Origin of the sequence: Streptococcus sp. AM43-2AT, assembly GCF_003603405.1 — a bacterium.
Classification (GTDB): domain Bacteria; phylum Bacillota; class Bacilli; order Lactobacillales; family Streptococcaceae; genus Streptococcus; species Streptococcus ilei.
On the sequence record NZ_QTND01000001.1, the window covers coordinates 222,902 to 234,992 of the forward strand.

Annotated in this window: 11 protein-coding genes and 1 riboswitch; of the genes, 10 read left to right on the plus strand and 1 reads right to left on the minus strand. The window is 42.4% G+C overall.

Translation table 11 applies throughout. The annotated features are described in order from the left end of the window. The 6 genes from DW930_RS01045 (at nt 1) to DW930_RS01070 (ending at nt 5,044) form a co-directional block, all read left to right on the plus strand. Nucleotides 1-552, plus strand: coding sequence for a GNAT family N-acetyltransferase (locus DW930_RS01045; RefSeq protein WP_120701847.1), 552 nt, complete (start codon nt 1-3; stop codon nt 550-552). Further along, a complete protein-coding gene (gene spxR, locus DW930_RS01050; RefSeq protein ID WP_123159100.1) occupies nt 545-1,822 on the plus strand; it encodes a CBS-HotDog domain-containing transcription factor SpxR in 1,278 nt (425 codons plus the stop codon). Before DW930_RS01045 ends, spxR begins: the two co-directional genes overlap by 8 nt. A 17-nt stretch (nt 1,823-1,839) precedes the next feature. Beyond that, entirely contained in the window at nt 1,840-2,700 is an 861-nt protein-coding gene (locus tag DW930_RS01055; protein ID WP_117744377.1) for a methionyl aminopeptidase, read from the plus strand. Between the two features lie 87 nt (nt 2,701-2,787). Continuing rightward, nucleotides 2,788-3,756: a YihY/virulence factor BrkB family protein gene (locus tag DW930_RS01060; protein ID WP_123159101.1), complete on the plus strand. Its 969-nt coding sequence runs from the start codon at nt 2,788-2,790 to the stop codon at nt 3,754-3,756. 119 nt (nt 3,757-3,875) lie between these two features. Next, a complete protein-coding gene (locus tag DW930_RS01065) occupies nt 3,876-4,340 on the plus strand; it encodes a MarR family transcriptional regulator (RefSeq protein WP_123159102.1) in 465 nt (154 codons plus the stop codon). Beyond that, complete coding sequence (locus DW930_RS01070; RefSeq protein ID WP_123159103.1) at nt 4,337-5,044, plus strand: phenylalanine--tRNA ligase beta subunit-related protein; 708 nt, start codon at nt 4,337-4,339, stop codon at nt 5,042-5,044. Before DW930_RS01065 ends, DW930_RS01070 begins: the two co-directional genes overlap by 4 nt. A 202-nt stretch (nt 5,045-5,246) precedes the next feature. Here the strand turns inward: DW930_RS01070 and DW930_RS01080 are convergent, their stop codons facing one another. After that, on the minus strand, nt 5,247-5,684 hold the full coding sequence (locus tag DW930_RS01080) for a GtrA family protein (protein ID WP_023023611.1): 438 nt from the start codon (nt 5,682-5,684) through the stop codon (nt 5,247-5,249). A gap of 28 nt (nt 5,685-5,712) precedes the next feature. Continuing rightward, nucleotides 5,713-5,849: riboswitch (PreQ1 riboswitch) on the plus strand. Between DW930_RS01080 and DW930_RS01085 the strand changes: the two genes are divergently transcribed. From DW930_RS01085 to pulA, 4 genes are all read left to right on the plus strand, one after another. Next, complete coding sequence (locus tag DW930_RS01085) at nt 5,847-6,356, plus strand: QueT transporter family protein (protein ID WP_006596069.1); 510 nt, start codon at nt 5,847-5,849, stop codon at nt 6,354-6,356. It overlaps the preceding riboswitch by 3 nt. A 289-nt stretch (nt 6,357-6,645) precedes the next feature. Continuing rightward, nucleotides 6,646-8,604: an NAD-dependent DNA ligase LigA gene (gene ligA, locus DW930_RS01095; RefSeq protein WP_023026966.1), complete on the plus strand. Its 1,959-nt coding sequence runs from the start codon at nt 6,646-6,648 to the stop codon at nt 8,602-8,604. A gap of 8 nt (nt 8,605-8,612) precedes the next feature. Further along, nucleotides 8,613-9,581: a diacylglycerol kinase family lipid kinase gene (locus DW930_RS01100; RefSeq protein ID WP_023023607.1), complete on the plus strand. Its 969-nt coding sequence runs from the start codon at nt 8,613-8,615 to the stop codon at nt 9,579-9,581. Between the two features lie 68 nt (nt 9,582-9,649). Next, nucleotides 9,650-11,947 (plus strand): type I pullulanase, encoded by a 2,298-nt coding sequence (pulA, locus tag DW930_RS01105; RefSeq protein WP_123159104.1) that lies wholly within the window; start codon nt 9,650-9,652, stop codon nt 11,945-11,947. Nucleotides 11,948-12,091: the final 144 nt, after the last annotated feature.

Genomic DNA, 12,091 nt, shown 5'->3' on the forward strand with positions numbered 1-12,091 from the left:
ATGAACATTTGGACGCAACTAGCAGCATATTCATGTTTTGAAACAGAGCGCCTCTTCTTGAGGCCCTTTCTATATAGTGATGCAGCTGACTTTTACAAGATATCCTCCAATCCAGATAATTTGCCTTTTATTTTCCCGGCACAAACTTCTCTAGAGGAATGCCAGTATGTCTTGGCTAATTATTTTTTAAAGAATCCTCTGGGAATATGGGCGATTTGTGATAAGGAAACCGGTCATGTGATTGGATCGATTAAATTTGAAAAATTGGATGAAATTAAGAAAGAAGCAGAACTTGGTTATTTCTTACACAAGGATTATTGGGGCAAAGGCCTCATGACAGAGGTTGTAAAAGAAATTACCTTCTTGTCCTTCCAGGAATTTCATCTCAAACAAGTCCGAATTATTACCCATGTTGAAAATTTAGCCAGCCAACAGGTAGCTTTACATGCCGGTTATACGTTAAAACGACAATTCAAGGGAAGCGACCGCTATACGCGAAAGATGCGGGATTATTACGAGTTCTGTATAGATAGAGGAGATCTCAATGAGTAAACACCAAGCGATCTTAGATTATTTGGAGAAACTACCAATTGGCAAGCGTGTCAGTGTGAGAAGTATCTCGAACTATTTACAGGTGAGCGATGGGACCGCCTATCGGGCTATTAAAGAAGCCGAAAATCGTGGAATTGTTGAAACGAGACCTCGTAGTGGGACTGTTCGTGTTAAGTCCAAAAAGGCTGTCCTGGAACATCTGACTTTTCGAGAGATTGTAGAAATAACCGGTTCGGAAGTCTTGGCAGGTAAAGAAGGACTGGAACGAGAGTTCAATAAGTTTTATATCGGTGCCATGACAGAAGAGCATATTTTAGATTATGTCTCTGAAGGTGGGCTCCTCATTGTTGGAGACCGAACCAATATCCAATGTCTGGCCCTTAAACACGACAATGCTGTTCTTGTAACTGGTGGTTTCGATGTCGATCCTTCTATTTTGGAACTAGGTAACAGTGGTCAAACTCCTATCTTACGTACCAAGCATGATACCTATACTGTGGCGACAATGATCAATCGCGCTCTCGCCAACATGCAAATCAAAACAGACATTTTAACGGTTGAACAAGTCTATTCACCCATGCATGAATATGGGTTTTTACGGGAAACAGATACCGTACGTGACTATCTAGATTTGGTAAGAAAGAGCCGTTTTAGTCGCTTTCCTGTCGTCAATCAACACCAAATGGTTGTTGGAGTGGTGACTATGCGAGATGCTGGCGATAAGGCACCGCAGACAACTCTGGACAAGGTCATGTCACGTACCGTCTTTACGACAAACCTTTCTTCTAGTATCGCCAATGTCAGTCAACGCATGATTGCAGAAGACTTTGAGATGATCCCTGTTATTCGGAGTAATCAGACCCTCTTAGGGGTCATTACCCGTCGTGCAGTCATGGACCGGATGAGTAAGGAACAATTGTCTGGATTACCAACCTTTAGTGAACAAATTAGTCAAAAAGTCGTTCTGCAAGCCAATCATTTTGAACTGACGGTTGAACCGAGCATGTTAGAAAAAAGTGGCGTTCTCTCGAATGGCGTTCTCACTGAAGTTTTAACAACGGTCACTCGCCAGTTCATGATGAATTCTGGAAAAAATTTAATTATCGAACAGCTGTTGGTCTATTATCTTCAAGCTGTTCAAGTGGACGATACCTTGCGGATTGAAACGCGTATTGTTCGCCAAACAAGACGATCGGCTATTATAGATTTTGATTTGTATTTGAATCTGCAGTTGGTCACGAAAGCTACCGTTACTTTGAAAATTAATTAGAATGGATGTAGGAATAGATGATTACATTGAAATCACAGCGTGAAATCGAAGCCATGGACCGTGCAGGAGACTTTCTTGCCAGTATTCATATTGGCCTTCGGGATTTGATCAAACCAGGTCTTGATCTTTGGGAAGTAGAAGAGTATGTTCGACGTCGCTGTAAAGAAGCCAATGTCTTGCCCCTCCAGATCGGTGTGGAAGGAAGTCTGATGGACTATCCCTATGCAACTTGTTGTGGGATCAATGATGAAGTAGCTCATGCCTTTCCTCGCCACTATCTGTTAAAAGAAGGTGACCTCTTAAAGGTGGATATGGTCTTATCAGAGCCATTAGATAAGTCTGTTGTTGATGTTTCAAAACTAGACTTTGATAATGTAGCTCAGGTGAAAAAGTATACTGAAAACTATTCTGGTGGTTTGGCGGATTCTTGTTGGGCTTATGCAGTTGGGAATGTATCCCAAGAAGTAAAAGATCTCATGGATGTCACCAAGGAATGTCTCTACAAGGGGATTGAGCAAGCAGTTGTCGGAAACCGCCTAGGTGATATCGGAGCAGCTATTCAAGAATATGCTGAAAGCAAAGGATACGGAGTGGTCCGTGACTTGGTCGGTCATGGAGTCGGTCCGACAATGCATGAGGAACCAATGGTTCCCCACTATGGACGTGCAGGACGCGGGTTGCGCTTACGTGAGGGGATGGTTTTGACCATTGAACCAATGATTAATACTGGAACTTGGGAAATCGATACCGATATGAAGACAGGTTGGGCCCACAAAACTCTTGACGGTGGTCTTTCTTGTCAGTACGAACATCAGTTTGTGATTACGAAAGATGGTCCTGTTATTTTGACCAGTCAAGGCGAAGAAGGAACCTATTAAAAAAAGTAGAGAGGAAAGAATGGAGCTGAATAGATAAAACGGTTTCGCTCTTTTCTCTTTTTATGAGTTTGTTAGGGAGGGGAAGATATGAAAAAGTTTCTAAAATGGCTAGGCGAACGACCGTTTATTAAGGGATTCCTACGCTTTTATATGGCCTCTGAATCGGATATCACTAGTATAGCAGTAGCCTATTATTTATTGATTTCGATTCTCCCTTTATTGTTGATTGCAGCCAATATCCTCCCTTACTTTCAGATTCGTCCGACTCAGATTTTGCTGACCTTGCGTGAAGTCTTACCTCCTTCCATGTACCGCATTGTTTTGCAAGTGATTTCATCAGTGCTTACCAAGCCGTCTACTGGTTTGCTGAGTTTCTCCATCATTTCTGCTTTATGGGTCTCTTCACAGTGTATCGCTTACCTGCAAAGAGCCTTCAATAAAAGTTATGGAGTGGAGAAGGAGAGGGGGATTATCTGGGCGAGAATTTTCAGTATCTTGATTAGTTTTGCTCTACAAGGTCTGTTCGGTCTATCTCTCGTTTTGACTATGTTTGGCCGTATGATTATTCGTACCGTCTATCAGATTTTCAAGTTTGACGAAAGTCTCTACCTTCGTCTCCTAAATATTTCCGGTCCTTCAGTTTACGTCCTTCTCTTTTTGACCTTGCTCTTGCTCTACTACACCCTACCCAATATCAAAATTCCTAAGTTTCGCTATGTTTTTCCAGGAGCCATCTTTGTGACAGCAGTCCTTTATTTGACCTTGAATATTTTCTGGAAATATGTCGATCGCTATATCACGAGTTTCTTAGATGCTCGTTTCTTCGGGTCTGTCCTTTTAGCAGTTATTATGTTCTGGTTTATCTTGGTAGCCAAGGTGTTGATTGTTGGATGTATCTTAAATGCTAGTATTCAGTATGCAATTGAAGCACGATTCGAGACAAAAGACGGGGATGTGGTGGCCAAGTATAAGTCAGGTCAAGTAGCTTTTCACCAAAAGGAAGCTTCACTCAAGCGTCGTTTTCATCTTAAAAATTTGAGAAAAAATCAAGAATAATCTTAAAGAAATAAAATAGGAAAAAGCCGGTTTTCATCCGGCTTTTTGTTATTTTTGAATTGTTTATTGCAAATGCAACAAAAATATGATAAACTCCATTTAAAGGAAAGGAGGAGCAAATGAAGGTTTTAAGAGAGATTGGCATCATAGCCCGCGCCTTAGATTCGATTGCTAATATTGAGTTCCGAGATTTGGAGCTAGCAAGAGGCCAATACCTGTATTTGGTACGGATTGGGGAGCACCCAGGGATTATTCAAGAGGAGTTATCCGATTTATTAAAAGTGGACCGTTCAACAGTAGCTCGCTCTGTCAAAAAATTAGCGGATAAAGGATTTATCCGAGAATTAAACGATCATTCAAATCAAAAGATAAAAAAATGGATCCTAACGGAACAGGGACAAGCGCTTTATCCTTTCATACTTGCTGAGCATGCTTATTCTGAGAAGACTGCCTTAAAAGGTTTTTCACAAGCAGAAATTCTTCAATTAGAAAAATGGCTGGCAAAAATGAGTGAAAACGTCGCAGCGGATTGGGAGCTAGTGAAAAAAGGCCAAAAAAGAAATTATAGTGAGGAAAAGAAATGAAAGTTACAATAGATCAAGAGTTTTGGGATTTGTTTCCCCAAGCACAAGTAGTGGTAATGACTGTAGAAGGAATCGACAATCATGTCGACGAGGGCAAGGATCCCTATTTTAAGGATCTACTCGACAAGGGAGTGGCTCGATCAAAGGTCTTCATTGATGATGAACAATTCACTGCTAGCCCAGTCGTTCAGGAATGGCGTCAGGCTTTTAGCAAATTTAAGACCAAAAAAGGTGCCCGTTCTTCCATTGAAGCCTTATTGAAACGTGTTTCGCAAGGACGGGAGTTTTATCCCATTAATCCTTTAGTGGATTTGTATAATAGTGTATCTCTTGCCTATGCTATCCCATGTGGTGGTGAAGATATGGAAAAGTTAGCAGGAGGCTTATCTTTAGGAAAAGCAAAGGGGGGAGAGACATTCTTCCCATTAGGAGCTGAGGAAGATGCTCCAGCTTTGCCGGAAGAGATCATCTATTATGACCAAGAAGGAGCTGTTTGCCGGTGTTTAAATTGGCGGGAAGCTAAAAGGACGATGCTGACAGAAGAAACTCGTCAGGCTATTCTTGTTATGGAAGCAGTGACTGAAGAGCAAGCGAACCGTGCCAAAGAGGCGATGGACGAATTAAAAGGCTTAGTCAAGGACTATTTTGGTGTAGAAGGAAAGATTTCTTATTTAAGCGCCCAAACATCTAGTTTAGAAGTATAAAAAAATGAGAGTGAGACAGAAATCGGTCATTCGTTAGAATTCGATTTCGTCGTCCCACCTCCGCACAGTTGAGTATGGCTGTAAAAGCTGATGAAATCAGCGTAGTAGAGCCCACTCAACCACTGCGTCTTGCTCGACAATCTAAAGACAATTGAGAGGCTAGGACTTTTGTCCCAGCCTCATTTTGGTTTTTTCACGGAAGTTACTTCTTATTTCGGAAGACAAAAAGTTTACTGAAGACATAGTTTAAAATGACAATCATAACTTGGGCAGCAAATGTTTCGATAGTATTGATAGCCGTGCGATTCATATTGACAAACTGACCAATGATTTGCGGATACTGGGTCACAAAGATGGTAGTCATCAGGAGATCCAGAACGAGGGTGCCCATCCGAGCGAAAGAGAAGACAATTAATCGCTTAAACCAGCCTTTTCTTTCTTGTTTAAAGACAATAGTATCGTTGGTAGCAAAGGCAAAGAGAATCCCTGCAATATTTCCAATCAAGGTAGCTAGTTGTTCCTGGTCCGTCAGTTGGAAAACAATCAGCCGGGTAGCAACAGAGACAATAGTAGTAGCAACACCAAAAATCAGGTAGGCTAAAATTTCATTATTAAAGATGCGATGGACTAGTTTTTTCATACAATTAGTCTATCATAATTCCCTTATTTGTGCTATACTTATAAAGTTGGTTTGTGGAATGCAACTCTATCAAGAGGGGTTCATTGGCAAAGATCAACCCTTGGTGCTTAGCTTCTTTCACCAAGCATATTAGACGCGGAAAAACCGCTAAAGGAGAAAACGATGAAAAACTATACTGTTCGTGACTTGGCACAGATTGCTCTAGTTGCAGCTCTCTATGTGGCCTTGACCATTACTCCCCCATTGAATGCCATCGGAAGCAATGAGATCCAATTCCGTGTTTCTGAAATGCTCAATTTCATGGCTTTCTACAATCGGAAATACATTTGGTCGGTGACAATTGGCTGTATGATTTCTAACTTCCTGAGTTATGGGATTGTCGACGTGGTCGTTGGTGGCGGATCTACTTTGGTCTTCGTCACACTTGGAGTATACCTCTTTAAACGTTACGAAAAGACAGATCTCTTTAATGGATGGATTCGCAAGGATCATTTCTTATTCTCAATTTTCTTTGCCCTCTCTATGTTTACGATTGCCTTAGAATTGCATATCTTGAACAAAACACCATTCTTCTTGAATTGGTTGACAACTGGTTTGGGTGAATTTGCTTCCCTGATTGTCGGAGCTATTTTGATTAAAAAGATTGCCCAACGTATTGATTTGACTCAATAGTCTACTAGAGAGTGGAACAGAAATCGGTCATTCGTTAGAATTCGATTTCGTCGTCCCACCTCCGCACAGTTGAGTAGGGCTGTTAAAGCTGATGAAATCGGCGTAGTAGAGCCCACTCAACCACTGCGTCTTGCTCGATAATCCAAAGATAATTGAGAGGCTAGGACTTTTGTCCTAGCTCTTTTTTTGTTGCCATTGCCGAATCCGATTCATTCAAATAATAGATATTTTTCGCTAATGGAGTAGTCAGAAAGGCCCCAGTAAAGCGTTTTTATGGTAAAATAGGGATATGGAAACCAGAATAAAAGAGCTAGTGACACTCCTGAATCACTATGCAGAAGAATATTATACAAAAGATGCTCCGTCCGTATCGGATTATGAGTACGACCAACTTTATCGGGAATTAGTCGCCTTAGAGGAAGCCCATCCGGAGTTGGTCCAGCCCAATAGCCCAACCCATCGGGTCGGAGGAACTATTCTTAAAGGGTTTGAAAAATACCAGCATGCTTACCCGCTATACAGCTTGCAGGACGCCTTTTCTTATGAAGAATTAGTGGCCTTTGATCAACGGGTTCGCAAAGAATTTCCTGCTGTCACCTATGTATGTGAATTAAAAATTGACGGCCTGTCTATTTCACTATCTTATGTCGATGGAGTTCTTGAAACGGGTGCTACACGTGGGGATGGGAGCATTGGAGAAAATATCACAGAGAACCTCAAGCGAGTTCGCGATATTCCTCTAGTCTTGCCAGAACCTCTTACATTAACAGTTCGCGGAGAATGTTATATGCCCCGTGCATCTTTTGATGCTGTCAACTTGTCTCGCCAAGAAAATGGGGAAGCAGAGTTTGCGAATCCTCGAAATGCGGCAGCCGGTACTCTTAGACAGTTGGATACAAAGATTGTTGCGGAGCGAAAACTCGCGACCTTCCTCTATCAAGAAGCTAGTCCAACTGACCAAACGAGTCAAGAGAAGGTGTTAGCCAAGTTAGATCGACTCGGTTTTGTCGTCAATCCGCATCACAAGACAGCGACTAGTATCGAGCAAGTCTGGGACTATATTCAAGAAGTGGCAGCCATGCGTGACCAGCTTCCTTATGATATCGATGGGGTCGTGATAAAAGTGAATGACCTGGCTGTCCAAGAAGAACTTGGCTTTACTGTCAAAGCTCCCAAATGGGCAGTGGCTTACAAGTTCCCAGCTGAGGAGAAGGAAGCAAAACTCTTGTCAGTTGATTGGACTGTTGGTCGGACAGGAGTGGTGACACCAACTGCTAATTTGACTCCCGTTCAACTAGCAGGGACGACTGTCAGTCGGGCTACTCTCCATAATGTAGATTACATTGCTGAGAAAGATATTCGCAAAGACGATACCGTCATTGTCTATAAAGCAGGGGATATTATTCCAGCTGTTCTACGGGTTGTTATGGATAAGCGCGTATCAGAAGAAAAATTAGAGATTCCCAGTCACTGTCCAAGTTGTCAGAGTGAGCTCCTTCATTTTGAGGATGAAGTGGCCTTGCGTTGTATCAACCCCCGTTGTCCTGCTCAAATAAAGGAAGGGCTCGCTCACTTTGCCAGCCGGGATGCCATGAATATAACAGGGTTGGGGCCAGCTGTGGTGGAAAAACTGTTTGCCAAAGAACTGGTACAGGATGTGGCAGGTATTTACCGGCTGACGGTTGAGGATCTTTTACAATTAGAAGGTTTTAAAGAAAAATCTGCCCAGAAGTTAGTAGATGCTATTCAAGCATCTAAGGGGAATTCTGCTGAAAAACTATTGTTTGGACTGGGAATTCGTCATGTAGGAAGTAAGGCCAGCCAGCTCTTGCTCCAAGAGTTTCATTCCATTCCAGCTTTAGCAGAAGCAGAGGTTGAAACGATTGCAGCGATAGACAGTTTAGGAATGGTCGTTGCAGAAAGTCTCCAGCGTTATTTTGCTCAGGAAGGCTCTCGGCTTCTTTTAGAAGAGCTTAAGGATGCTGGGGTAAACTTAGAGTACCTAGGACAAAAGGTTGCAGCAGACGCACCATTGTCCGGTAAAACAGTCGTCTTAACAGGTAAACTGGAACGTCTGACACGTTCTGAAGCTAAGGCTAAATTAGAAGCCTTAGGGGCTAAAGTCACAGGCTCCGTGTCCAAGAAAACTGACCTGTTGGTTGCAGGTAGCGATGCGGGAAGTAAATTAAGCAAAGCGCAGGAATTATCGATTGAAATACAGGATGAAGCCTGGCTTGAGAGTTTATAGAGGCATGTATGGAAAATAAGATTAAAAAAGCACGAGTGATATATAATCCGACCTCTGGTCAGGAAATCATTAAAAAGAACATCGCAGAAGTCTTAGATGTGTTAGAGGATGTCGGCTATGAAACAAGTGCCTATCAGACCACTCCAGAGCCCTTATCAGCCCAATTAGAAGCAGAACGGGCTGCTAAGGCAGGATTTGATTTGATCATTGCCGCTGGGGGAGATGGAACCATTAATGAGGTAGTTAACGGGGTTGCTAGTCTCGAACACCGTCCAAAAATGGCTTTTATCCCTACGGGAACAACCAATGATTACGCGCGTGCTCTGAAGATTCCAATGGGAGATCCTGTAGCTGCTGCAAGGATTATTGAAAAGAACCAAACCATCCAAATGGACATTGGACGGGCATACGGAAGTAAATATTTTATCAATATTGCTGCTGCAGGGACCTTGTCTGAATTGACCTTTAGTGTACCGAGTGAGGTGAAGTCGCGTTATGGCTACTTTGCTTATGTGGCTGAAGGGGTGAAGAAGTTCCCCAAAAATAAAACCCGCAAGGTGCGGATTGAACACGATAATGGGGTCTATGTTGGACCAGTTTCTCTTGTTTTCGTGGCTTTGACCAATTCAATCGGTGGCTTTGAAAGTGTAGCACCAGATGCTAAATTGGATGATGGTAATTTCACTTTGATTTTAGTGAAAACCGCTAAATTATTTGATATGTTGTCTTTGATTATGCAAGCCGTCAATGGTGGAAAACATGTCAAGGATTCAAATATTGAATACCTCAAAACATCTAAATTGAAGATTGAAGTTTTGGATAAGAAAGAAGAGTTTAAGATCAATCTAGATGGTGAATACGGGGGAGATACACCGGTGGAACTGGAAGTCTTCCACAATCACTTAGAATTTTTTGCCAACATCGATGAAATTAATGACGATGCCTTGGTCCATTCGGAATATAAATCAGAAGAATAATGGAGATTCATTGCTGAGAGTGGGCAATGTTCATTTCTTCTTAGTTAGGAAATAGGAAATACAATAAGATGCATCAGTATCAAGTTAAAATCCACTACCATCATCCTGTAGGCGATTATTTTGCACGTGATATGTGGAAGTGGCATGAAGGGGTTTTGGGGGAGGAAGTATCCTTCTCCAAGCTCGATTATTTTGGAGTTGAGGGGCTCTTAGTATATAACTGTGAGACGCCTCAACGGTTTGGTCATGTCATCATCAAGGAAGGAAACTGGATCAGTCAGTCAGACGAATACCATATCGAGCTTTTGCCTGAAGGGCATTTGCGAGAAGTCTGGTTAATTCAAGGGGATGATACCGTTTATTATTCCTTACAGGCTGCAATGACTAGTCATGAATACAGCCGTCGGAAGCCACATGCTTTTGATATGGCGACTCATTACCAGGAATTTGATGCCAAATGGGGATATCAAGGATGGTTGGGCTATCGCCAGCAGGATGATGATTACCGCTTTAAACTCTGGGCACCTACTGCCAATAAAGTAGACCTCCTCATCTATGATTCTGTTGCTAATGACAGCAAGGTTTGGAAGATTGTTCCAATGGTTCGTGGCCAGCGTGAAGATAGTGACCATGTTCGAAATAATTGTGGTGTCTGGTATGCTGATGTCATGGGGAACCTCAGTGGACTAGCCTATCAGTACAAGGTTTATTTTGATTACCATACGGAGATTGCGCGTGATCCTTATACGATCGCTACCAGTGAAAATGGGAAAAAATCAGCCATTCTTTCCCATTATGATCGCATCTTCCCTGCCTTTCAAACAGAAGCGTATGAGAAGGCTGACTGGCGGCTGGATAATCCCTGTCAGGCGGTTGTCTATGAAATGCATATCCGGGATTTGACCATTTCTCCAACTTCCGGTGTGGACGAAGCTTATCGAGGAACCTACCGAGGGGCTCACCAAACAGGAACGAAGAATGCTCAGGGTGATGCTTCTGCTTTTGACTATATCAAGGAATTAGGGGTTAATGTGGTGCAACTGCAGCCAGTTACCGACCGCTATAAGTCCTACGATGAAGAAGGCAATGTCCTCTACAACTGGGGATACGATGTGCAGAATTATTCAGCACCTGAGACTTGGTATTCGACCAAACCTCACGACCCTAAAACCACCATGCGCGAATTAAAAGAAATGATTCACGCCTACCATCAAGCAGGAATCTCAGTGGTTATGGATGTCGTTTATAACCATATCTATTCGACAGAAGATGGCGCCTTCCAAACAACTGTTCCTGATTATTATTACCGGATGAATCCAGATGGATCCTTCCAAAATGGTACAGGAGTTGGGAATGAGACAGCCAGTGAGCATGAGATGTATCGCAAGTTCATGATTGATTCCTTGACACATTGGGTAACGGAATATAAGATTGACGGTTTCCGCTTTGACTTGATGGGGATTCACGATGTGGATACGATGGATGAAATCCGTGAAGCCATGGATGCGATTGATCCACGGATTCTCCTCTATGGAGAAGGTTGGGATATGGGGACAGGCTTAGCTCCAGAAGATAAGGCCAAGAAGGACAATGCTTATCAGATGGCACAAGTCGGATTCTTTAATGATACCTCTCGAGATGCCATTAAGGGGGCCGAGGTCTTTGGCTCTATCAAACGTGGCTATGTTAGTCGGAAGTCTACAGAAGACATCATTGCGCGGTCTGTTCTGGGTAGTGCAGAGTTGGGATCCTTCCTAACTCCAAGTCAGGTTCTCAACTATGTAGAAGCCCATGATAACTACAACCTCTATGATTTACTTTCTTATGTCCATCCAGATGACTCTCAGGAAAAAATTAAGAAGCAGGTAGAAGTGGCGACAGCCATGAACCTCCTCTTCCAAGGGATGGCCTTTATGCAAGTTGGCCAAGAGTTCCTACGAACCAAGTTGGTTGCAACGGGTGAAGATGGAGAAGTGACCCAGGCAGATCGAGAACGCGCTATGAATTCCTATAATGCGCCAGATGCCGTCAACCAAGTCGATTGGAATCTGGTGTCTGTCAACAAGGATACGATTGACTATATTCGTCAAATCATTCATTTGAAGAAGACCTTACCTGCCTTGTCTCTTGAGTCTTATGAGGAAATATACCAACATGTCTTTGTGCATACAGCGGATATGGGTAGTGGTGTCATCGTCTTTGAATTAAATTGGGATAAACACTATTCTGTCATCTTTAACACCAGTGGACTTCCATTCTATCTCCAGAACGCAGATCATCTTGAGCTTCTTGTTGGAAATAGTCGAAATAAACGACCATTCTATGTTGAGAATCTAACAGCCTCCGTCTTTGAATGGAAGAAATAAAAAAATAAGATTGGGAAATCCCAATCTTTTTTTAGAATGTAGAAACACAATTATTTCTATATAATAGCTAGTTGTTTTTGAAAAATAATCCAGCTACCTTAAGTAAAAATAGTTTATCTACATTTAAAAATGAGGCTAGGACAA

Excerpts from the sequence above, each read along its gene's own strand:
- ligA (WP_023026966.1), top strand. The coding sequence starts at position 6,646 with ATGGAAACCAGAATAAAAGAGCTAGTGACACTCCTGAATCACTATGCA.
- pulA (WP_123159104.1), top strand. The coding sequence starts at position 9,650 with ATGCATCAGTATCAAGTTAAAATCCACTACCATCATCCTGTAGGCGAT.
- DW930_RS01070 (WP_123159103.1), top strand. The coding sequence starts at position 4,337 with ATGAAAGTTACAATAGATCAAGAGTTTTGGGATTTGTTTCCCCAAGCA.
- DW930_RS01080 (WP_023023611.1), bottom strand. The coding sequence starts at position 5,684 with ATGAAAAAACTAGTCCATCGCATCTTTAATAATGAAATTTTAGCCTAC.
- DW930_RS01100 (WP_023023607.1), top strand. The coding sequence starts at position 8,613 with ATGGAAAATAAGATTAAAAAAGCACGAGTGATATATAATCCGACCTCT.
- spxR (WP_123159100.1), top strand. The coding sequence starts at position 545 with ATGAGTAAACACCAAGCGATCTTAGATTATTTGGAGAAACTACCAATT.
- DW930_RS01065 (WP_123159102.1), top strand. The coding sequence starts at position 3,876 with ATGAAGGTTTTAAGAGAGATTGGCATCATAGCCCGCGCCTTAGATTCG.
- DW930_RS01045 (WP_120701847.1), top strand. The coding sequence starts at position 1 with ATGAACATTTGGACGCAACTAGCAGCATATTCATGTTTTGAAACAGAG.
- DW930_RS01060 (WP_123159101.1), top strand. The coding sequence starts at position 2,788 with ATGAAAAAGTTTCTAAAATGGCTAGGCGAACGACCGTTTATTAAGGGA.
- DW930_RS01055 (WP_117744377.1), top strand. The coding sequence starts at position 1,840 with ATGATTACATTGAAATCACAGCGTGAAATCGAAGCCATGGACCGTGCA.
- DW930_RS01085 (WP_006596069.1), top strand. The coding sequence starts at position 5,847 with ATGAAAAACTATACTGTTCGTGACTTGGCACAGATTGCTCTAGTTGCA.